General features: G+C 73.5%; 13 protein-coding genes. 3 read left to right on the plus strand and 10 right to left on the minus strand.

Translation table 11 applies throughout. The features are described 5' to 3' along the window. Positions 1-93 precede the first annotated feature (93 nt). The 3 genes from ABZ836_RS04940 to proB all read right to left on the minus strand — a co-directional run bounded on the left by ABZ836_RS04940 (position 94) and on the right by proB (position 3,232). On the minus strand, positions 94-1,395 hold the full coding sequence (locus tag ABZ836_RS04940; RefSeq protein WP_356136365.1) for a glutamate-5-semialdehyde dehydrogenase: 1,302 nt from the start codon (positions 1,393-1,395) through the stop codon (positions 94-96). Positions 1,396-1,500: 105 nt separating this feature from the next. After that, entirely contained in the window at positions 1,501-1,968 is a 468-nt protein-coding gene (locus ABZ836_RS04945) for a hypothetical protein (RefSeq protein WP_356136367.1), read from the minus strand. Positions 1,969-2,125: 157 nt separating this feature from the next. Continuing rightward, positions 2,126-3,232, minus strand: a complete 1,107-nt coding sequence (gene proB, locus ABZ836_RS04950; RefSeq protein WP_356136485.1) for a glutamate 5-kinase — start codon at positions 3,230-3,232, stop codon at positions 2,126-2,128. Between the two features lie 282 nt (positions 3,233-3,514). Here proB and ABZ836_RS04955 point away from each other — a divergent pair, with 282 nt between their 5' ends. Next, positions 3,515-5,527, plus strand: coding sequence for a hypothetical protein (locus ABZ836_RS04955; RefSeq protein WP_361139283.1), 2,013 nt, complete (start codon positions 3,515-3,517; stop codon positions 5,525-5,527). A 184-nt stretch (positions 5,528-5,711) separates the two neighbouring features. On the opposite strand, the gene ABZ836_RS04960 is transcribed toward ABZ836_RS04955, so the two are convergent. The 6 genes from ABZ836_RS04960 to galE form a co-directional block, all read right to left on the minus strand. After that, positions 5,712-7,751: a hypothetical protein gene (locus tag ABZ836_RS04960; protein ID WP_361139286.1), complete on the minus strand. Its 2,040-nt coding sequence runs from the start codon at positions 7,749-7,751 to the stop codon at positions 5,712-5,714. A gap of 245 nt (positions 7,752-7,996) precedes the next feature. Next, positions 7,997-9,496, minus strand: coding sequence for a bifunctional cytidylyltransferase/SDR family oxidoreductase (locus ABZ836_RS04965; RefSeq protein ID WP_356136373.1), 1,500 nt, complete (start codon positions 9,494-9,496; stop codon positions 7,997-7,999). Positions 9,497-9,765: 269 nt separating this feature from the next. Next, positions 9,766-11,205 carry a GTPase ObgE gene (obgE, locus tag ABZ836_RS04970; protein WP_356136375.1) on the minus strand — a complete coding sequence of 480 codons (1,440 nt, stop codon included), beginning with the start codon at positions 11,203-11,205 and terminating at the stop codon, positions 9,766-9,768. Between the two features lie 136 nt (positions 11,206-11,341). Then, complete coding sequence (gene rpmA, locus ABZ836_RS04975) at positions 11,342-11,596, minus strand: 50S ribosomal protein L27 (protein ID WP_049715810.1); 255 nt, start codon at positions 11,594-11,596, stop codon at positions 11,342-11,344. 14 nt (positions 11,597-11,610) lie between these two features. Further along, entirely contained in the window at positions 11,611-11,931 is a 321-nt protein-coding gene (gene rplU / locus ABZ836_RS04980) for a 50S ribosomal protein L21 (protein WP_151773201.1), read from the minus strand. A 279-nt stretch (positions 11,932-12,210) separates the two neighbouring features. Next, complete coding sequence (gene galE, locus ABZ836_RS04985; protein WP_356136378.1) at positions 12,211-13,182, minus strand: UDP-glucose 4-epimerase GalE; 972 nt, start codon at positions 13,180-13,182, stop codon at positions 12,211-12,213. 437 nt (positions 13,183-13,619) lie between these two features. Here galE and ABZ836_RS04990 point away from each other — a divergent pair, with 437 nt between their 5' ends. Together ABZ836_RS04990 and ABZ836_RS04995 are read left to right on the plus strand one after the other, a co-directional pair. Further along, on the plus strand, positions 13,620-16,460 hold the full coding sequence (locus ABZ836_RS04990; protein ID WP_361139375.1) for a CDP-glycerol glycerophosphotransferase family protein: 2,841 nt from the start codon (positions 13,620-13,622) through the stop codon (positions 16,458-16,460). Continuing rightward, a complete protein-coding gene (locus ABZ836_RS04995) occupies positions 16,457-17,665 on the plus strand; it encodes a glycosyltransferase (RefSeq protein ID WP_361139291.1) in 1,209 nt (402 codons plus the stop codon). The genes ABZ836_RS04990 and ABZ836_RS04995 overlap by 4 nt, the downstream gene beginning before the upstream one ends. Before the next feature lie 131 nt (positions 17,666-17,796). Here ABZ836_RS04995 and ABZ836_RS05000 read toward each other — a convergent pair whose 3' ends face one another. Continuing rightward, a complete protein-coding gene (locus ABZ836_RS05000; RefSeq protein ID WP_361139294.1) occupies positions 17,797-22,176 on the minus strand; it encodes an Rne/Rng family ribonuclease in 4,380 nt (1,459 codons plus the stop codon). Positions 22,177-22,289: the final 113 nt, after the last annotated feature.

Raw genomic sequence — 22,289 nt, forward strand, 5'->3', positions numbered from 1 at the left:
CACCAGAGTAGACGTGCCGGGTCAATTTGGGCAGACGGTACGGAAATTCGTCCACGGGCCCCCGCCGGAGCGGGGGCCCGCGGACGGGCGGGGTCAGGGGCGGACGTGCCCGTCGCCCGTCACGATGTACTTGGTGCTGGTCAGCTCCGGGAGCCCCATCGGGCCGCGGGCGTGCAGCTTCTGGGTGGAGATGCCGATCTCGGCGCCGAAGCCGAACTGGCCGCCGTCGGTGAAGCGGGTGGAGGCGTTCACCGCCACCGTGGTGGAGTCGACCAGCTGGGTGAAGCGCCGGGCCGCGGGCTGGGAGGCGGTGACGATCGCCTCGGTGTGGCCGGAGCTCCAGCGGCGGATGTGCGCGACGGCCGCGTCCAGCGAGTCGACCACGGCCGCGGCGATGTCGTAGGAGAGGTACTCGGTCTCCCAGTCCTCCTCCGTGGCGGCGACCACGGTCGCCCTGGTGTCGCCGGCCAGCGCCAGCACCCGCTCGTCGCCGTGCACGGTGACCCCGGCGCCGGCGAGGGCTTCGAGGGCGCGCGGGAGGAACGCCTCGGCGATGTCGCGGTGGACCAGGACGGTCTCGGCGGCGTTGCAGGTGCTGACCCGGTGGGCCTTGGAGTTGAGCAGGACCTCCACGGCCATGTCGAGGTCGGCCTCGGCGTCGACGTAGACGTGGCAGTTGCCCGTGCCGGTCTCGATCACCGGGACGGTGGACTGCTCGACCACCGTGCGGATCAGCGAGGCGCCGCCGCGCGGGATGAGGACGTCGACCAGGCCCCGGGCGCGCATCAGCTCGTGCACCGAGTCGCGGCTCTCGCCGGGCACCAGCTGCACCGCGTCGGCCGGCAGGCCGGCGGCCGCCACCGCGTCCCGCAGGACGGCGACCAGGGCCTTGTTCGAGGCGTAGGCGGAGGCCGAGCCGCGCAGCAGCACCGCGTTGCCGGACTTGAGGCAGAGCGCGGCGGCGTCCACGGTGACGTTGGGCCGGGCCTCGTAGATGATGCCGACCACGCCGAGCGGGACCCGGACCTGGCGCAGGTCGATGCCGTTGGGCAGCACGGAGCCGCGGACGACCTCGCCGACCGGGTCGGGCAGCGCGGCGATGTCGCGCACGTCGGAGGCGATGGCGCGGATCCGCTCCGGCGTGAGGGTCAGCCGGTCGATCACGGACTCGGCGGTGCCGCCCTCGCGGGCGCGCGTCACGTCCGCGGCGTTGGCCTCGACGATCTCAGCGACCCGGGCCTCGAGGGCGTCCGCCACCGCGAGGAGGGCGGCGTCCTTGCGGGACCTCGGGAGCGGGGCGATGTCGGCGGCGGCGGTGCGGGCGCGGCGGGCCACGGCGGTCACCGAGGGCTCCGCCGGCTCCGTGGTGGCTGCGGGCGTCGTGAGCGTGGTCATACTGCGCAGGGTAGCGCCGCGGGCGCGGGCGACGACGAGCGTTCCACGTGCCGGTCGGCCGCCCCGCCCCGCGGCCCCGCAGCCCCGCCCGGCGGCCCGGTGCGGTCAGAAGGGGTGGACGCCCATGCGGGTGGCCGGGGGCGGGCCCTGGCCGGCGGCGAGGCGGTGGTGGTAGGTCTCCCGGTCGACGACCTCCAGGCCCACGATCTCCCAGCTCGGCAGGTTCGCCGTCCGCCGGTGCTCGCCCCACAGCCGCAGCGCGACCGCGGCGGCGTCGTGCAGGTCGCGGGCCTCCTCCCAGTAGCGGATCTCCGCGTGGTCCGTGGCGTACCGGCTGGTCAGCAGGAAGGGGTGGTCGTGGGCGAGCTGCTCGAGGGCCCGCCGGACCTCCGGCAGCGGGACCTCCGCGCCGGAGACGCTGAGGGTGACGTGCCACAGCCGTGGGAGTTCCTCGGGGCCCGGCGGATCGCCCTGGAACCGGTCGTCGGAGGACACGCTCGTGAGGCCGCGCCGCGCCGCCGCTCCCCCGCCGGACGGGCGGGGCGCCGCCGCTCCCGGGCGCACTCGTCTCACAACGGCCTCCTTCGCGCGGTGCTCACGGTGGTCGCCCGGCTACCCGCCAGGGCGTCTGCCCCCACCAGTGCAGCAGGCGGAAGGGCTCCGTGGGGCCGTTTTATCGGAACGTCGCCCACCGGATTCCGGCCACATCGACCGGAACCCGACGTCGGCGTCAGTGCCGCAGCAGCACCAGGTCGTCCGCGTGTACGACCTCTCGTTCGTAGGCGGGACCGAGCTCGCGTGCCAGTTCCCTGGTCGAGCGGCCGATCAGGCGAGGAATCTCACGTGCGTCGAAGTTCACCAGGCCCCGCGCCACGGCCCGCCCCTCGGTGTCCCGGAGCTCCACCGGGTCGCCGGCCTGGAACTCGCCCTCGACGCCGGCGATGCCGGCCGGGAGCAGGGACGTGCGCCGCTCCACCACGGCCCGGACCGCGCCGTCGTCCAGGGTCAGCGCGCCCTGCGGGGCGGAGGCGTGCTGGAGCCAGAGCAGGCGGTCGGCGGAACGGCTGCCGGTGGCGTGGAAGTAGGTGCCGGTGTCCCGGCCCTTCAGCGCGTCGGCGGCCTGGCTGGCGCTGGTCAGCACCACCGGGATCCCGGCCTCTGCGGCGATCCTGGCGGCCTCCACCTTGGTGACCATCCCGCCGGTGCCCACTCCGGCCCTGCCGGCGCTGCCGATCTCCACGCCCGCGAGGTCCTCGGGCCCGCGGACCTCGCTCAGCCGGGACGTTCCGGGGCGTGACGGGTCGCCGTCGTAGAGGCCGTCGACGTCGGAGAGGAGCACCAGGAGATCGGCGTGGACGAGGTGCGCCACAAGCGCGGCCAATCGGTCGTTGTCGCCGAAACGGATCTCGTCGGTAGCTACCGTGTCGTTCTCGTTGACAACCGGAACAGCGCCCATCGCCAGCAATTTGTCGAGCGTTCGGGCTGCGTTACGGTGGTGGGCACGCCGACTCGTATCATCGGCCGTCAGCAGCACCTGACCCACCCGCACGCCGTAGCGTGCGAAGGAGGCGGTGTAGCGAGCAACCAGCAGGCCTTGCCCTACGCTGGCGGCTGCCTGCTGGCGGGCCAGGTCGCGAGGCCGGCGTCGTAGACCCAGTGGGGCGAGGCCCGCAGCGATGGCACCGGAGGACACCAGGACGATATCCCTCTCGCCGCCGTCCCTGCCCGCCGCCAGGACGTCGACCAGCGCGTCGACCCTGTCGGCGTCCAGGCCGCCCTCAGCCGTGGTCAACGACGAGGACCCCACCTTGACGACGATCCTGCGAGCACCGGTCACGGCCTGCCTTGCCTCAGTCACCTTGCCGTTGTCCCCTCACCTGGTTCTCAGCTGCCCGTCCGGCAATCTACGCGACCGCGACGGCGCGGCGCGCGTGCGTTCCGCCCCACGGACGCGCGTCCCCGGACCCGCACGGCTCGTACCGCGCGCGGGCGTCCGAGGCGTGTCGTCGGAGTGTTCACGCGCGTTGAAACTGAGTCCCTGACGCAACACGTCCGCGCAGCCCATTGGAGTGACGCAGTGCCCACACCCGTCCCCCGTCGGCAGACCGCCGTAAGAGGCATGGTCACCGCCCTTCTGGCGGTGTCGTTCCTCACACTCGCCGTCACGGCCGTCGTCCCGAACGTGCCCGCCATGATCGCGGCAGCGGCCGTCTCCCTCGCCGTCGAGGGCATCCTGTACCGCTGGCAGCGCGGCATGGTCGCCATGTTCGCGAAGATGCACGCCGACGTCACGGTTCGCCACCTGCTGCGGGACATGCTGATCGTCGTCGCCCTGGTCCGGCTGCACGGCCAGAACGAGGAGACCGACCTGGCGACGCCGCTGCTGGTGCTGCTCGGGTTCTACGCACTGCACTTCTCCATCCAGGCCGTCTCGGTGGTCGTCCGCCGCACCCGCACCACTCCGGTGCTCACCCGGAACATCGACACCTCCGGCCTGCGCCTGACGGCCGCGCCGCCCGCGCTGCTGCTGCGCCGTGCCGGGCACCGGCTGCTCATCTTCGGCCTGCCGGCCACCGCGGGTCTGCTGGCCGCCGGGGCGACCGGGGAGGCGCTGTGGGGCGTCGTGGGCGCGGGCGTCTCGGTCGTCATGGCCCTGGCCGGTCTGATCGTGCTGGGCAGCCACCTGCTGCCGGGCCGCCGCCCGCCGTCCGAGGAGGCGGTGCTGAAGTGGTTCGACAAGTGGCTGGCCTCGTACAAGCCGACCATGGGCATGTACTTCTCCGGCGGCGCCGCCTCCGCCTACCAGGCCAACATGTGGCTGGACCCGCTGGCCAAGCTGGACGGGCGTCCGCTGATCGTGCTGCGTGAGCGGTTCATGATGCAGAAGATCACCGCGACCGACGTGCCGATCGTCTGCCTGCCGCAGGTCCACCACCTGATGCGCCTGGAGCACTCCACCCTGCAGGCGCTGATCCACCCGTCGAACTCGGGCAAGACCTCGCAGGTCCTGCGGATCCCCACCATCAAGCACGCCTTCGTCAACCACGGCGAGAGCGACAAGCTGTCCTCCTGCAACCCGTACGCGAAGGCGTACGACGAGGTGTGGGTGGCCGGCCCGGAGGCCCGCGAGCGGTACGAGCTGGCGGACATCGGCGTCGAGGACAAGGACGTCGTGGAGATCGGCCGTCCGCAGCTGGACGGCATCGTCACGTACCAGGGCGCGCCGGAGGGCGAGTTCACCAACGTCCTCTACGCCCCCACCTGGGAGGGCTGGGACGGCAACCCGGGCAACACCTCGGTGATCGCCGCGGGCGAGAACCTGGTCCGCGCGCTGCTCGCCGACCCGAAGGTCCGGCTGGTCTACAAGCCGCACCCGCTGACCGGATCGGTCGACCCGCGGGCCGGCGCCGCCGACCTGCGCATCCGCGAGCTGATCACGGCCGCCAACCGGGAGCGCGGCGGTGCCCGTCCGGGCCCGGAGGCGCAGGCCGAGCTGGGCCGGCGGACCGCGGAACTGGACCGGCTGACCACCTCCTCCTTCCGGGAGTCCGCCGACAACCTGGAGCGGATGATGCTGCAGGGCGCCCCCGACCCGGGGCGCGCGGACGCGGTGACGGCGGCCACGGCGGCGTGGGTCGAGGCGTACTGGGCGGCGCTGCCGGAGTGGGAGCACCAGATCGTCACGGACGCGCGGCCCGACATCCAGGCCTGCTTCAACCGTGCCGACCTGCTGATCAGCGACGTGTCCAGCGTGATCTCCGACTACATGGCCAGCGGCAAGCCGTACGCGGTGGCCAACACGTCGGGGCTGAGCGAGACCGCGTTCCGCGAGGCGTTCCCGACGGTGCGGGCGGCGACGGTCCTCACGCCGGACGCGGCGGGCGTGCCGGAGCTGCTGAAGCGGGTGCGGGAGCCGGAGCTGGACGACCTGCGGGACGCGCGGGCGGAGCTGAAGCTGCGGCTGCTGGGGCCGTCGGAGCCGTCGTCGCAGGTGCGGTTCAACGAGGCGATGCGGGCGTTGTGCGAGGAGGCGTTGCGGCATCGGAGGCGGATGACGGAGCGGGAGGCGCGGATTCCCGGGCAGCGGGCCGCCGCCCCCACCGGCGACCCCGAACTCACCACCGGCGCCTGACCTCCCGTCCCTCCTCCCCCTGGGCCCCCGTCACTCGACGGGGGCCCTCGTGGTTCCCCCGCCGGTTTCCCCCTCACTCCGGCGCCCCGGTGCCACCTGCGGGATGTCTCGTCCCGCGGACGATCGTGCCGCCGGGGCGACGGAGGTCCCCCCTGGGCGGCCCAGGTCCGTGGGGTCAGTGGGGTCAGTGGGTGGGGACTTCGGTGGGGGTGGTGGAGCGGGTCTGGCCGAGGTTGCGGGCCTCGGCCTTGAGCGCGAGCGCCGCCACCGCCCCGTTGAACCGCTCCAGCGACGGCGGCTCGTCCGTCCCCAGCAGGTACTCCTTGAGCTCCGCCCGCGCCGGCGCCAGCTCGTCCGCCTCCACGTCCCGGACCGCCGCCAGCAACGCGTCCAGCTCCGTCGCCTCGTTGGAGAGGATCACCGCCGCCCGCACCGCCGTGTTCTGCCGCACGAACTCCTCCGCGCCCAGCCCGGCGGAGTCCGTCACCGCGTACGGCTTGCCGCTGGCGATGAAGTCGGAGACCACGCTGGAGATGTCGGAGACCATGCCGTCGGAGACGTTGAAGCAGTCGTACAGCAGCGGCTCGGCCCCGGTGATCACCCGGTGCTCCCACTCCGGGAAGGACCGCCAGTACGCGGCGTTCCACCGCTCGCGCAGCCGGGCGATCTCGTCGTAGACCGTGAGGTCGGCGACCCCGTCCCGCGTCGCCATCGCCTCGTCGCCGTCGTCGGTCTCCCCGGTGAGCTCGGCGAGCCGGGCCTCGATCCGGGCCAGTTCCGCCCGGGCCTCCTCCAGGGCCGCCTCGTCGGCGGAGAACCCTGGGTCCAGCGCCCGCGCGGCGGCCGCCTGCTCCACCAGGGCGGTGATCCGCTCGTGGGCGTCCCGGGCGCGCGAGCTGCGGGTGCCGGTGAAGGGGTGCGGCTTGTAGAGCACCCGCACCGGCCGGTCGGCGGCCAGCAGCCGGCGGACGATGTTCTCCCCCGCCGACATCAGGGAGGTGTTGCCGGGGTTGTCGTCCCAGCCCTCCCAGGTCGGCGCGTAGAGCACGGTCGGGATGGCGACGCCCTCCCGGCGGCCGGTCCGGATCGGCGCGAGCTGCGGGCGGCCGACCTCCACGATGTCCTCGTCGCGCACCCCGACGTCCGCCATGGCGTACCGGTCCCGGCCGGCCTTCCCCGCCGTCCAGACCTCGTCGTAGACCTTGCTGTACGGGTTGACGCTGGCGACCTTGTCGCTGTCGCCGTGACCGATGAAGACGTGCTTCATGGTCGGCACGCGCAGCAGGTGGATGTTCTTGCCGACGTTGGCGGCGTAGAGCGCCACCCGGACGGTGGACAGGTCCAGGTTCATCAGGTGGACGCCGCCGGGCACGCAGATCACCGGCACGGTGGTCGGCGCCAGCCGCTCCAGCACGGCCCGCTCCCGGAGGATGATCAGCGGCCGGGTGTCCAGCCGCTCCATCGTCTCCAGCCACATGTTGACCTGGTACGCGGACTCCTTGGCCCCGGAGAAGTACAGAACCGTTTCCGGGCGGTAGGAGCGCAGCCAGGTGTCGATCGCGGCGAGCACCGTCTCCGGGGACGGCGCGCGGCGCGGGCCGACCAGGTACGGCAGCAGGACCACGGTGTAGAGCCCGCCGAGACCGAGGGTGGCGATGATGCCGAGGCCTCCCCACAGGCCGTCGCCGAGGTACGCCGAGACCAGGCCGCCCACGAAGACCGGCAGGTCGAGGTGGAGCATCTTCTCGCCGGGGCGGTTGAGCAGCTTGCGTGAGGGGGCGTCCGGTATCCGCACGGCCGTCGCCAGGGCGATGTTGCGGGTGGCCACCGGCAGCGTGCGCCGGATCCTGATCAGCGTCACCAGGGCGCCGTGGACCGCCTGGAGCCCGTAGAAGGTGATGAAGCAGCCGACCAGCGCGTAGAAGAACACGCCGTAGGCGAGCCCCAGCCGGGCCAGCAGCAGCACCAGGATGAGCTGCCGGACCAGGAAGCGGATGGCCAGGCCGGCCCGGACCACGCTCAGCCGGTTGACCAGGTAGCTGTTCCTGCGGTGCAGGTAGTGGTCGGCTGCGTAGGTCATGACCGCGGCGACGGAGAACAGGGGGATGTTCGGCAGCAGCGCGGCGATCATCAGGGTGGGGAAGCCCACCACGATGAGGGCGGCCGCGGCGACCAGTTCCCCGACGCTGCCCACCCGGGCGGCGCGTACGACTGTGGATATCACGTGTGAACCTGCTCCAGGAGAGGTGCCGGCATGGTGCGTGAACGGCCTTGGGCGCATAACTCCGACAGTTCCGGAAAAGACCGTGCGTATTTCCCGATCGGTACGACTGGTGTGGCTGGTGCGACTGGTGCGACTGGTATGGCTGGTGCGTGCTGCTGTTCGGCTGTTCAGGCGATCAGGCCCCCGCGATCGCACCTCTCGATGCAGCCGCAGAGGCCTGAACGATTTCTGGCAATTGCGGCCGATTATGCCACGCCGTCGTGGCGGTCGAGGACGGTCGCGAGCGCCTGCTCGAAGCCGGACGCCTGGCCCGCGACGGCGGTCGGATCCTGCTGCCGCACGTCGATGACGTGCCCGGTGAGGTCGGAGAGCAGCACGTCCAGCGAGGTCCGGGCGACCGCCTGGGAGGACAGCAGGGACTCGGCGGGCTCCTGGCCGAACGCCTTGGTCCGCATGGGCGTCGCCGTGCGCTCGGGGTTGACGCAGTTGACCCGCACCCCGTCGGCGGCCCATTCGTCGGCCAGCGCCTGGGTCAGGTTGACGACGGCGGCCTTGGTGGAGGAGTAGAGGCTGTACTCGGCCCGGCCCCGGGTGTAGCTGCTGGAGGTGTAGAGCAACAGCTGGCCCTTGGTCGCCGCGAGGTACCTGTACGCCGAGCGGGCGATCTGGACGGGCGCCAGGTAGTTGACCCGCAGGGCCTCCAGGATGGTGTCGTTGTCGGTCTCGTCGAGCCTGCCGATCCGCAGCACGCCGGCCGTGTTGATGACGTAGTCGATCCGGCCGCTCTCCGCGTACGCCTTGCTCAGCGCCTTCTCGACGTCCTCGGCGTTCTCCACGTGGGTGCCCGTGGTGGAGCGGCTCAGCGCGTACACGGAGGCCCCGTAGCCCGCGGCGAGTTCGGCGACGTCCTTGCCGATGCCGTAGGAACCGCCGAAGACCACCACCGTCCTGCCGGTCAGCAGTTCCCGGTAGCTCTCCTCGCCGCGGGGCTCCGGGGCGGCCGTGGAGGCCAGCTGGAAGAGCTTGTCGGCGATGAAGACGTCCACCGGCTGGGTGACCTTCATGTTGTACTCGTCGCCCGCGACCACGTGGATGGGTACGTCCGGCAGGTACTTGAGGACCACCGAGCAGTCGTCGGTGGCCTGGAAGTGGGGGTCCTCGGCCGCGATCTCGTAGGCGTGCCGGATCGTCGACAGCTTGAACGCCTGGGGCGTCTGGCCGCGGCGGAGCCGGGAGCGGTCGGGGATCTCGGTGATGAACTCGCCGTCCTCGCCGTGGGTGCGGGTGACGATGATGGTGTCGGCGGAGGGGATGGCCACGTCCACCGCCTGGTAGCGCTCGAGGGCCCGGACGCAGTCGTCGATGACCCGGCGGCTGAGGAGCGGGCGCACCGCGTCGTGGAAGAGGACGTTGAGGTCCTCCCCCTCGACGAGGCCCTCGCCGAGCACCTCGATGGCGCGGCGGGTGGTCTCGTTGCGGGTGGCGCCGCCCTCGACGATCCGTTTCACCTTGGTGAGGCCCGCCCGGTCGACGATCCGCTGGACGTCCGACACGTGGCCGGGCGTCATCAGCACCACGACGTCGTCGATGGAGTCGGCCTCCTCGAACGTGGTCAGCGTGTGCTCGATGACCGCCTTTCCGGCGATCTTGATCAGCTGCTTGGGAATCTGCAGCCCGACCCGCTGCCCGGTCCCTCCGGCGAGGATCACTGCGGTCGTACGGGGAGCGGTTATGCGCTGCGGCACGGGCTATTCCATCCTTGGCATCAGCGGACCGGCGGGCTCGGGGAGATCAGGTGAACCCCCACCACTTGGTACCACACTGCAAGCCAGGTTTCGCTTCCCGCAAACGGCCGGTTCACGCCCATTCCACCTGCACGTCGGGACACACAAGCGGAACTAATTCCTACGATTTTCGACCGTGCGCGGGAAAAGGCGAACAGCGCCCCGGAAACACGACCGGCCGGATCTCCCCTCCGCAGGGGAAATCCGGCCGAATTTCGGCGTGTCGCTGTCTAGAAAGGTTCGAAGTCCTCGAACTCCTGAGCGGCCTCGTCGCGCTCGGCCTGACGCTCGCGGCGACGCTGGGCGGCGGGCCGGGGCGCCTCGAAGCGGTGGTCCTCGCCGCGGCGGCCGAGCATCTCGGCACCGGCGGTGACCGACGGCTCCCAGTCGAAGACGACCGCGTTCTCCTCGGGGCCGATCGCCACGCCGTCGCCCGAGCGGGCGCCGGCCTTCATCAGCTCGGTCTCGACGCCGAGGCGGTTGAGGCGGTCGGCGAGGAAGCCCACGGCCTCGTCGTTGTTGAAGTCGGTCTGCCGCACCCAGCGCTCCGGCTTCTCGCCGCGCACCCGGAAGAGGCCGTCCTCCTCGCGCGTGACGGTGAACCCGGCGTCGTCCACGGCCTTGGGCCGGATGACGATGCGGGTGGCCTCGTCCTTCGGCTTGCGGGCGCGGTACTTGGCGACCAGCTCGGCCAGGGCGAAGGAGAGCTCCTTGAGGCCGGTGCGGGCCACCGCGGAGACCTCGAAGACGCGGTAGCCGCGCGCCTCCAGGTCGGGGCGGACCATCTCGGCGAGGTCGCGCCCGTCCGGCACGTCGATCTTGTTGAGGACCACCAGGCGGGGGCGCTTGTCGAGGCCGCCGCCGTAGAGCTTGAGCTCCTCCTCGATGACGTCGAGGTCGGAGAGCGGGTCGCGGTCGGACTCCAGGGTGGCGGTGTCCAGGACGTGCACCAGCACGCTGCAGCGCTCGACGTGGCGCAGGAACTCCAGGCCGAGGCCCTTGCCCTGGCTGGCGCCCGGGATCAGGCCCGGGACGTCGGCGACGGTGTAGACGGTGGAGCCGGCCGTGACCACGCCCAGGTTGGGGACCAGGGTGGTGAAGGGGTAGTCGGCGATCTTCGGCTTGGCGGCGGACATCACCGAGATCAGCGAGGACTTGCCGGCGCTCGGGTAGCCGACCAGCGCCACGTCGGCGACGGTCTTGAGCTCCAGGACGACGTCGCGCATGTCGCCCGGCTCGCCGAGCAGCGCGAAGCCGGGGGCCTTGCGGCGGGACGAGGCCAGCGCCGCGTTGCCGAGGCCGCCGCGGCCGCCCTGGGCTGCGACGAAGGAGGTGCCCTGGCCGACCAGGTCGGCGAGCACGTTGCCCTGCTTGTCGAGGACGACCGTGCCGTCCGGGACGACCAGGACCAGGTCCTCGCCCTCCTTGCCGGAACGGTTGCCGCCCTCGCCGGGCTTGCCGTTGGTGGCCTTGCGGTGCGGGGAGTGGTGGTAGTCGAGCAGCGTGGTCACCGACTGGTCGACGGTGAGGATCACATCGCCGCCACGGCCGCCGTTGCCGCCGTCCGGGCCGCCCAGGGGCTTGAACTTCTCCCGGTGCACGGAGGCACAGCCGTGGCCCCCGTTACCCGCGGCGACGTGCAGTTCGACGCGGTCCACGAAGGTGGTCATGGTCAGGTGCCTCCAGTTAACGCGTAAGTCTCGGGTCGAGCAGTGGTGCTCGCGTGTCAGGTAACACGCGAAAGGCGGACCCACTTCCCCGACGGGGAAGTGAGGTCCGCCTCGCGAATGCGTTCGGTCAGCCTGCTCAGGCGACCGGAACGATGTTCACGACCTTGCGGCCACGGTGGGTGCCGAACTGCACCGCACCGGCCTGCAGGGCGAACAGCGTGTCGTCGCCGCCGCGGCCGACGCCCGCACCCGGGTGGAAGTGGGTGCCGCGCTGGCGGACCAGGATCTCACCGGCGTTGACGGTCTGACCGCCGAAGCGCTTCACACCGAGCCGCTGAGCGTTGGAGTCGCGACCGTTCCGGGTGGACGATGCGCCCTTCTTGTGTGCCATGTCTCCTCAGTCCCTTACTTCGCAGCCGCGGGGATCGACGTGACCTTGATCGCCGTGTACTGCTGGCGGTGGCCCTGCCGACGGCGGTAACCGGTCTTGTTCTTGTAGCGCAGAATGTCGATCTTCTGGCCCTTGTGGTGGTCCACGACCTCGGCCTGGACCTTGATCCCGTCCAGGACCCACGGGTCGCTGGTCACGGAGTCGCCGTCGACAACGAGCAGGGTCGAGAGCTCGACCGTGTCGCCAACCTTGGCGGTGGAAATCTTGTCAACCTCAACGATGTCGCCGACAGCAACCTTGTGCTGGCGACCACCGCTGCGCACGATGGCGTACACGCGGATCTCACTCTCTCGCTCGGAAACGGCACCCCCGCAGTCCAGCCTCCCTGTGACAAGGGACCGGCCTCTCCCGGGGCGCGGCGCGAAGCCTGCGGCCCGCCGGGAGGAATGAGGTTTACGGGGATGTGGCGTGCCAGTGGACACGCCGAGGGTCAAGGTTACGGTGACCGGGGCTGGAGGGTCAAACCGGCCCCGACCCGCCCTGACCCGCCCCGACAGGTGGCCGGCCGCCCGGGCCGTCCCCCTCGCCGGGTCGCCGGGCAGCACCGCGCCCGGTCAGGGGTGCAGGCGGCGCCATCCCGCCCAGGCGGAGCGGATCATGTCGTCCAGGTCGTGGCGCGCGGACCAGCCCAGCTCGGCCGCGATCCGCTCCGACGAGGCCACCACGCTCGCCGGGTCGCCCGGGCGGCGCGGGCCGGTCTCCGGCGCCAGGTCCTCGTGGCCGGTGATCTTCAGGATGTGGTCGATCATCTCGCGGACCGAGCTGCCCTCGCCGCGCCCGATGTTGAGGACCAGCGCGGTGCCCTCCTCGGCCCCGGCCAGGCGTCGGGCGGCTGCCAGGTGCGCGGAGGCGATGTCCATGACGTGGATGTAGTCCCGGACGCAGGTGCCGTCCGGGGTCGGGTAGTCGTCGCCGAAGACGACCGGGGCCTCGCCGGCGTCGAGGCGCGCGAAGACCATCGGCACGATGTTGCCCGCCCCGGTGTCGGCCAGTTCCGGAGCGGCGGCGCCGGCCACGTTGAAGTAGCGCAGGGAGGCCGACCGGATGCCGTGGGCCCGGGAGGCGGCGGCGATCAGCCACTCGCCGGTCAGCTTGGTCGCGCCGTAGGGGTTGATGGGGGCGCAGGGGGTGTCCTCGGTGACAAGGTCGACGTCGGGCATGCCGTAGACGGCGGCCGAGGAGGAGAAGACGATGCTGCCGACGCCGGTGGCCGTCATCGCCTCCAGCAGCGTCTGCAGCCCGGTGACGTTCTCCCGGTAGTAGTGGAGGGGCCGCTCCACGGACTCCGCGACCTGCTTCTTGCCCGCGATGTGCACCACGCCGGTGACCTCGTGCTCGCGCATCGTGCGCTCCAGCAGCGGGCCGTCCAGGACGCTGCCGGTCACCAGCGGCACGTCCGCCGGGATCCGGTCCGCGCTGCCGGTCGACAGGTCGTCGAGCACGACGACCCGCTCCCCGCCCTCGGCCATCACCCGCACCACATGCGCGCCGATGTACCCCGCGCCGCCCGTGACCAGCCAGCTCATCTCGATACCTCCCGGATCGTCTGCCGGGGTCCAGACTCCCCCATCGGCCGGGCGGAAGCGAGCCCGGCCCGTCCACGCCCCTCCACGCCCCTCCGCGTCAGCCCGCGTCCGCCCGCACCGCGGACTCGCGGCGGGACCACCGCGCGGGTTCAATGGGAGGACGCCCCGATCCTCCCGGGTTGTCCTGCACGGGCCCTCCCGGGCGTCGGGGCGCGGTCCCACCCCGACGGAGGTGCCTGCCGGTGTCCGCCCCGCACGAGGAAGCGCAGCCCGAGACCCCCGAGAACCCCGAGCATTCCGAGAACCCCGAGAACCCCGAGAACGAGGACCACGAGGAGCCCCGGTACGCCCGGCCGGGGCACGACGGCCCGCCGGACGGCACGGCGGAGGGCACGGCCGAGGGCACTCCGGACGCCACGGCCCAGCGCACGCCCGACATCAGCGTCGTCGTCATCGTCTACAACGACGAGCACCGCCTGCCGGACGCCGTGCGGTCGGTCCTCGGCCAGACGCTGCGCAACGTCGAGGTGGTCATCGCCGACGACCACTCGACGGACGGCTCCTTCGAGGTGGCCCGCCGCCTGGCGGCCGGGTCGGACCGGGTGCGGGCCGTCCGGCTGCCGGAGAACAGCGGCGGCTGCGGCGAGCCCCGCAACCAGGGCGTGGCGCTCGCCCGCGGCCGGTACGTGATGTTCCTGGACAGCGACGACACGCTGGAGCGCAACGCCTGCCGCAACATGCTGGAGGCCGCCGAGACCACCGGCGCCGACCTGGTCTCGGGCCTGTGCCTGCGGGTCCACGTGGACAGCCGCTGGGGCACCACCTCGCCCTGGTACCCGTGGCTCTACCGGCGCACCCGCACCCTGGAGTCGATCGCCGAGCTCCCGGACCTGCTGGTCTTCGACACCCTGTCGACCAACAAGTGCTACCGCCGCTCGTGGCTGCTGGAGAAGGGCCTGACCTTCCCCCGCGGCATCCACTACGAGGACCTGCTCTTCTCGGCCCGCGCCTACCTCGCGGCCTCCCGCATCACGCTGATCCCCAACACCGTCTACCACTGGAACGTGGTGCGGAAGGCGGAGGCCAGGTCGATCAGCAACCGGCGGCACGAGATCAACAACTTCGCCGACCGGGTGGAGATCCACCGCCGGATCGACCGGATCCTCGCCGCCGAGGGCCTGCACGAGCTGCGGCTGCACAAGGACCGCAAGTTCCTCAAGCACGACCTGGTGCTCTACCTGCGGGAACTGCCCTTCCTGGACGACGACTACCGCCGCCGCTTCGCCGAGACGGCCGGCGGCTACATCCGGGACTTCCCGGAGGAGGCGTACGAGGAGCTGTCGCCCGTCCACCGGCTCTGCGCCTACCTCCTGCTGCGGGAGGACTGGGACCACCTGATGCCGGCCGTCGACACCCTGATCAACAAGAACAAGGTGTCCAGCCCCCTGGTCGAGCGCGACGGCCGCGTCTACTGGTGCGCGGAGCACCTCGACGACCCGCTGGGCCGGACCGTCCTCGACGTCACCGACCTCGGTCTGCACCACCGGCCCGTCTCCCGGCTCCACCTGCGCAACGCGGTCACCGCCTACTCGGAGTCCCCGGAGGGCGTCCGCCTCGCCGGGGAGATCGTCAACCCGCTGGGGGCCGTGCCGCCCGACGCGCGGCTCACCGCGGAGCTCGAGTTCCGCGCCCGGCGCCGGAGCCTGCGCTCCTTCCGCTTCCCGGTGCGCACGGTGCGCCACCAGGGCTCCTCCATCGCCTGGGAGGCCGAGGCGCCGCTGGCGCGGAGGCTGCGGCCGGTGGGCGTCCTCGACGACGTGTGGGACGTGCGGCTGCACCTCGACGTGAACGGCGAGCGCACCGTCAGCCGGCTCACCGCGGGGCGCACCGACCTCGCGAGCGGCGGCGTGGTGCGGGTCCGCCCGCTGCTGAGCCGGCTGGCCGCCGACCGCCTCCGCCCGCGCGTCTCCGCCCACGGGCACCTGGCCTTCCACCTGGTCCAGCACGGCCCGCTCCCCCGGCGCACGTCCGCGCTGCTGCGGCACCACATGCAGAGCCCGCCCGCCCGGATCACCAAGAGGGCGCTGCGCGGGGCGCTCGCCCTGCGGGCCGACCTCGGCTCCGGCCGCCGCAAGATCGACGCCTACCACCGCATGATCCGCCTGCTGCCGGTCCGCAGGGGCACCGTCGTCTTCGAGAGCCACCTCGGCAAGCAGTACAGCGACAGCCCGCGCGCCCTCTACGAGGAACTGCGCCGCAGGAACGTCCCGGTGCGCGCGGTCTGGGCGTACCAGGGCTCGCCGGAGGGCTTCCCGCGCGACGCCGAGCTGGTGCGCCGCTGGTCCTGGCGGTACCTGAGGGAACTGGCGCAGGCGGAGTTCTGGATCGACAACCAGGGCTTCCCGCTGAAGCTGGCCAAGCGCCCGGAGACCACCTACATCCAGACCTGGCACGGCTCCGCGCTCAAGCGGATGGGCTTCGACGTCCCCGACCTGCGGGTGGTGCCGGAGCCCGAACGGCGGCTCCACGAGCGGGCGGTGGACCGGTTCGACCACTTCGTGGTGCGCGGCCGGCACGACGAGCTCACCCTCGCGCGGGCGTTCCGGATCCCCGAGGGCAAGCTGCTGCGCACCGGTTATCCGCGCAACGACGCCCTGGTGCGGGCCCGTGAGCGGGGCACGTCCGGTCCGGCGGCGCGGGAACTGGCGGAGCGGCTCGGCGTCCGCCGGGACCTCCCGGTGGTGCTGTACGCGCCGACCTTCCGGACGGCGGACGGCGGCGGGGTGAAGTCGTTCGCGTTCCCCTTCGACGTCGAGGAGTTCGCCAAGCGGTTCGGCGACCGGCTGACCCTGCTGGTGCGCACCCACTACCTCAACGGCGTCACCCTGCCGCCCTCGGTGGCCGGTCAGGTGATCGACGCCGGCGGGGAGGACGACATCACCCCGGTGCTGCTGCTGTCGGACGTGCTGGTGACGGACTACTCGTCGGTGATGTTCGACTACGCGCTCCTGGGGCGGCCCATGGTGTTCTTCACCTACGACTGGGACGACTACGTCCACAACGGCCGCGGCACGTACTTCGACCTGTCGAAGGAGGCCCCCGGCCCGGTGGTGCACACGTCCGAGGCCCTCTTCGAGGTGCTCTCCGACCTGGACCGGCTGGACCGGTACCGGCCGCGCGTGGAGCGGTTCATGACCCGGTACGGCGAGTACGACCGGGGCGACGCCGCGGCCCGGATCGTCGACCGCTTCTTCGGCGCTGAGGGGGAGGCGGGATGACCGGGACCGCAGGCACCGCAAGCACCGCAGGCACCGCAGGCGGCCCGGGCACCGCAGGCGGCGCCGCGCGCGACGTCTTCCTCGTCGGGAACGAGGTCAACGAGCTGGGCGGCGTGGGCCGTTGGCAGATCTCCATGGCCCGGCTGTTCGCGGAGCGCGGCCACCGGGTGACGGTGGTGGGCGTCGCGCCCCCGCACGCCCCGTTCGACCTCGGCGAGGACCCGCCCTTCGCCACCCTCACCCTCCACGCCACCCGTCCGCCCGGACGGCGCCGCCCGCGCGGCCTGGCGGGCCGGCTGGACCTGGCGGCCCGGCGGCGTGACGCGGCACGGGAGCGGGAGCGGCGGGAGGCCGCCGGGCGGCTCTCGGCCGTGTTCCGCGCAGCGCGGCCGGGGGCGGTGATCATCGTGACCCAGGTGTGGGCCATGGAGTGGGTCGCCCTGGCCGACACCGCGGGGCACCTGGTCATCGGCATGAGCCACGAGTCGTTCGCGACCTCGCGCGGTTCCTCCCGGTTCGAGCGCGTCAAGCGGTACTACCGGGACGTCGACCGTCTGCTGGTCCTCACCCGCGAGGACGCCGACCTGTGGATCGGGCAGGGGTTCGACCACGTGGGGTTCGTCCCCAACCCGGTGCCCCTGCGGGACCCCTCCCCCTCGCCCCGCACCGACAAGGTCGTGGTCTCGATCGGCCGCCTCGGTTACGAGAAGGGCGTGGACCTGCTGCTCGACACCTGGGCCGAGGTGGCGCCCCGGCATCCCGGCTGGCGCCTGCGCATCCACGGCTCCGGACCGGACGAGGGGACGCTGAGGGAGCAGTGCACCCGCCTGGGACTGGACGGGTCGGTGGAGTGGGCGGGGCGGACCGAGGACGTCGCGGGGGCGCTGGCCCGGTCGTCGGTGTTCGTGCTGTCCTCCCGCGGCGAGGGGTTCCCGCTGGCGCTGCTGGAGGCGATGTCCTGCGCCGTCCCCTGCGTGGCGTTCGACTGCGCCCCCGGTGTGCGGGAGATCGTCCGGCACGAGGAGGACGGGCTGCTGGCCCGCCCCGGCAACACGGCGGAGCTCGCCCGGCACCTGGGGCTGCTCCTGGAGGACGACGGGCTGCGGAACCGGATGGGCGAAAGGGCGGCGGTGAACGTCCGGCGCTTCTCGCCGTCCGCTGTCACCGACCGCTGGGAGTACCTCTTCAGCCTCCTGACCCGCTGACCCACCCGCCGATCCGCCCCGCCGGCCCCTGGGCGCGTCCGGCGCGGGACGGCGGAAAGCCCGCCGGGCCCGGTCCCCCTCGGCGGGGAGCCGGGCCCGGCGGGCCTCGGAGCGGGCGGTGACGCCCCCGGTCAGTCCTCCGTGGTGGCGGTGACCGAGGACGGCGACTGCTGCTCGGCGGCAGCGGTCTTCGCCGTCTTCTTCGCGGCGGTCTTCTTGGTCGTGGCCTTCTTGGCCGTCGACTTCGCAGCCGTCGTCTTCGTGGTGGCCGTCTTCTTGGCGGCGGCCTTCTTGGCCGGCGCCTTCTTCGCGGCCGTCTTCTTGGCGGTGGCCTTCTTCGCCGCGGTCTTCCGCGCGGGCTTGGCCTCCTCGGCACCGGCCTCCGCGGCACCGGGCTCCGCGGCACCGGGCTCCGCGGGCTCCGCCGCCCCGGCGGGCTCCGCGGTCCCACCGGCGGTGTCCGCGGCGGCCGGCAGGACCACCACGGCGGCCTCCACCGGAGCCGTGGGCGCCGTCGCCTTGCGGACCGCGCGACGCCGCGGACGCGCCGGCGGCGTGGCCTCGGCGACCGGCTCCACGACGGGCTCGGCGACCGGCTCGGCCTGCGCCTCGGCGGGCGCGGGCTCGGCGGGGGCCGGCTCGACGACCGTCACCGCGGCCTCCTCGGCGGCGGGCGCCCCGGCGGGCGCGGACACCCGGCGGGTGGCCCGGCGGCGCCCGCGCTTGGGCGCCTCCTCGGCGGCCTCCGTCCTCGCGGCGGTCTCGGCGGTCTCGGCGGCCTCTGCGGGGACCACCGGGTCCTCGACCGCGACCGGCTCGGCCTGCGCCTCGACGGCGGACTCGGCGACCACCGGACGCGCGGCCTCCTCGGCGGCCGTCACGTCCTGCGCGGTCGGCGCGCCCTGCTCGGCGGCCTGCTCCGCGGCCTGCGCACGGGCCTCCTCCGCGGCCTGCTCGGCCCGGCGGCGGCTGCGCGCCTGCGCCTTGGTCTCGCGCGGCTCACGGGTCTCCGACGCCTCCGGCGCACCGGCGGGAGCGGTCGCCCGGCGGCCGGCGCGGCGGCGTCCGCGGCGACCGGCCGCGGCCTCCGCCTCGGCGACGCTGCTGTACAGCTCCTCGTCGGCCGCGAAGTCCGGCGAGGGCAGCGCGATCGGCTCCTCCGTGGACTCCGTGACGGTGGACGCCTCGCGCTCGAGCTCGGCCTCCTCCTCGGCGGAGGGGGCCTCGGCGACCAGCGCCGACGGCTCGTGCTCGTGGGGCTGCTCCTGCTGCCCGTCCCGCGCGCCGCCCCGCTTCTTCTTCTTGCCGCCACCGCCCGCGGCGGACGGCACGTCGAGGTGGACGATCACACCGCGGCCGTTGCAGTGGACACAGGTCTCGGAGAAGGACTCCAGCAGGCCCTGGCCGACCCGCTTGCGGGTCATCTGCACCAGGCCCAGCGAGGTGACCTCGGCCACCTGGTGCTTGGTGCGGTCGCGGCCCAGGCACTCGAGCAGGCGCCGCAGCACCAGGTCCCGGTTGGACTCCAGCACCATGTCGATGAAGTCAATGACGATGATGCCGCCGAGGTCGCGCAGCCGCAGCTGGCGGACGATCTCCTCGGCCGCCTCCAGGTTGTTCCTGGTGACGGTCTCCTCGAGGTTGCCGCCCTGGCCGGTGAACTTGCCGGTGTTGACGTCGACGACGACCATCGCCTCGGTCCGGTCGATCACCAGCGAGCCGCCGCTGGGGAGCCAGACCTTGCGGTCCAGCGCCTTGGCGAGCTGCTCGTCGATCCGGTAGGTGGCGAACACGTCGACCTCGGACGTCCACCGCTGCAGGCGGTCCGCCAGGTCCGGCGCCACGCCGGCCACGTAGCCGTGGATGGTCCTCCACGCCTCGTCGCCGCTGACGACGACCTTGGTGAAGTCCTCGTTGAAGATGTCGCGGACGACCCGGACGGTCATGTCCGGCTCGCCGTAGAGCAGCGTCGGCGCGTTGCCCTTCTTCGCCTTCTGCTGGATCTCCTCCCACTGCGCCTGCAGACGCTCGACGTCGCGGCGCAGCTCGTCCTCGCTGGCGCCCTCGGCGGCGGTGCGCACGATGACGCCCGCGTCCTCGGGGACGATCTTCTTGAGGATGGTCTTCAGCCGGGCGCGCTCGGTGTCGGGCAGCTTGCGGCTGATGCCGGTCATCGACCCCTCGGGGACGTAGACCAGGTAGCGGCCGGGCAGCGAGACCTGGCTGGTCAGGCGGGCGCCCTTGTGGCCGATCGGGTCCTTGGTGACCTGGACCAGCACGGACTGCCCGGACTTCAGCGCGGTCTCGATGCGGCGCGGCCCGTGGGCCATGCCGAGCGCCTCGAAGTTGACCTCGCCGGCGTAGAGCACCGCGTTGCGGCCCTTGCCGATGTCGATGAAGGCGGCCTCCATCGACGGCAGGACGTTCTGCACCTTGCCGAGGTAGACGTTGCCGACGTAGGAGGTCGACTGCTCCTTGTTGACGTAGTGCTCGACGAGGATGTTGTCCTCGAGCACGCCGATCTGGGTGCGGTCGCCGTGCTGGCGGACGACCATCACGCGCTCGACGGCCTCCCGGCGGGCCAGGAACTCGGCCTCGGTGATGATCGGCACGCGGCGGCGACCCTGCTCGCGGCCCTCGCGGCGGCGCTGCTTCTTCGCCTCCAGACGGGTCGAGCCCTTGATGGACTGCACCTCGTCGGCGGCAGTGTCACCCGGGCCGGAGCGCTCGTCCTTCCTGCGGGGCTCACGCACCTTGACGACCGTGCGCTCCGGGTCGTCCTGCGACGGCTCGCTCTCGACGGCCGAGTCACCGGCGCGACGACGGCGGCGACGGCGACGGCGGGAGCTGCTGGACCCGCCGCCCGTCTCGCGGCCGGCCTCGGCCTCGTGCTCGTCGGACTCGTGCTCGTCGGCGTCCTCGGCGCTTTCGGCGTCCTCCGCGACCTGCTCGGCGCCCTCCCCGTCCGAGGCGGACTCCGCGTCCTGCTCGGCCTGGTCGGCGGCGACCTCGGTCTCCTCGTCCTGCTCGGACTCGGTGTCGGTGTCGCGCTCGGCGTCGCCGGCCTCGCCGCGACGGCGGCGACGGCCGCCCCGGCGGCGGCGACGGCGGCCACCGGTCTCCTCGTAGTCGCCCTGGTCGCCCTGGTCGCCCTCGCCCTGGTCGTCGCGGTCGGCCTGCTCGGCCTCCTGTTCCGCCTCGTCGGCGGGCTCCACGGGCTCCTCGGCGGGCGCCTGCTCGACGGCGGGAGCGCTCTCCTCGCCGCCCCGGCGGCGACGGCCGCGACGGCGGGCGCCGGCCTGCTCGGTCGTCTCGGCGGGCTCCTCCACGGCGGCGGACCCGGCCGGCTCCGTGGCGCGGGCGGCCTCCTGCGCGGCCTCGTACGCGGCGCGCTCGGGCGTCTGGAACATCGGCTCGGTGAAGACCGGGGCCTGGAACACCGGGGCCGCGGGACGGCCCGGACGGCGCGGGGAGTCACCCTCGGACGCGCGGGGGGCGCTGAAGCCGGTGGCGGGGCGGCGCACGGCACGGCGGCGCGGGCGGCGGCCCTCGGCCTCGCCCTCGGCGGCCGGCTCGGCGGCCCGCGGCTCCTCGGCCTTGGCCTCGGCGGCGGCGCGCGACTCCTGGGCCTTCGCCTCGGCGGCGGCCTCCTCGGCACGCTGCGCCTCGGCGCGGGCCAGGTCCTCCGCGGACGGGGCGGCGGCCGGGCGGGTGGCGCGGCGCCGGGTGCGGCGCGGCGCGGCGGAGGTCTCCTCCACGGCGGGGGCCTCGGCGGCGGGCGCCTCGGCGGGGGTCCCGGCGACGGCCTCGGCGGCGGCCTGCTCGGCCTCCTCCTCGGCGGCGGGAGCCTCGGCGGCGGAGGCTTCGGTGGCGGGAGGCTCGGGGGCGGCCACGACCTCGGCGGCCTCGGGGGCGCCGGCGGGCGAGGTGGCGCGGCGGACGGCACGGCGGCGGCGCGGGGCCGGAGCGGCCTCCTCCACGGCGGGCGTCCCGGCGGCGGCCTCCTCGGCGGCGGCCTCGGCCTCGGTGGGGGTCTCCTCGACGGCGGCGTCCTCGTCCTTCGCCACGGCTGCGGCCTGCTCGGCGGCGGTCGGGGCGGCGGCCGGGCGGACGGCACGGCGGCGGGAGCGGCGCGGCGCTGCGGGCGCCTCGTCGGCGGCGGCCTCGCTCGGCGCGGCGGCCGGGGCGGCTGCCTCGACGGCGGGCTCGGCCGGTGCGGCCGGCTCGGCCGCGGCCTCGGCGGCCGGGGAGTCGGGCGTGCCGGCCGGCGCGGCGGCGCGGCGTACGGCGCGGCGGCGGCGGGGCGCCGGTGCGGCGTCCTCGGCGGCGGGGGTCTCGGTGGGGGCCGGGGCGGGCTGCTCCGGCGCGGTGGCGGCCTCGGCGGCCTCCGCGGTCCCGGCCGGCGGACCCGCCGGGCGGGACGCGGCCCTGCGCCGGCGGCGCGGCGGCAGGCTGTCGCTGGGGGTGTTGTGGTCGGAACCCTCGTTGGTGGGTTCGGTCGGTCCGAGCATGCGGGCGTTTCTCCCGTCAGGCTCCCGGGCGTCGCGCCTGGTCCGGTGGGCACCGGTGACGTCCGCGGCTCGCGCTGTGCGCGTCGCCGCCGTCCGGGGCGCGGGCGCCGCAC

It is taken from the genome of Streptomyces sp. NPDC047130, from assembly GCF_040643475.1.
Lineage (GTDB): Bacteria > Actinomycetota > Actinomycetes > Streptomycetales > Streptomycetaceae > Streptomyces.

Coding starts and splice junctions, on each gene's coding strand:
- ABZ836_RS04995 (WP_361139291.1), top strand. CDS start 16,457: ATGACCGGGACCGCAGGCACCGCAAGCACCGCAGGCACCGCAGGCGGC.
- obgE (WP_356136375.1), bottom strand. CDS start 11,205: ATGACCACCTTCGTGGACCGCGTCGAACTGCACGTCGCCGCGGGTAAC.
- ABZ836_RS04940 (WP_356136365.1), bottom strand. CDS start 1,395: ATGACCACGCTCACGACGCCCGCAGCCACCACGGAGCCGGCGGAGCCC.
- ABZ836_RS05000 (WP_361139294.1), bottom strand. CDS start 22,176: ATGCTCGGACCGACCGAACCCACCAACGAGGGTTCCGACCACAACACC.
- rpmA (WP_049715810.1), bottom strand. CDS start 11,596: ATGGCACACAAGAAGGGCGCATCGTCCACCCGGAACGGTCGCGACTCC.
- ABZ836_RS04955 (WP_361139283.1), top strand. CDS start 3,515: ATGGTCACCGCCCTTCTGGCGGTGTCGTTCCTCACACTCGCCGTCACG.
- galE (WP_356136378.1), bottom strand. CDS start 13,182: ATGAGCTGGCTGGTCACGGGCGGCGCGGGGTACATCGGCGCGCATGTG.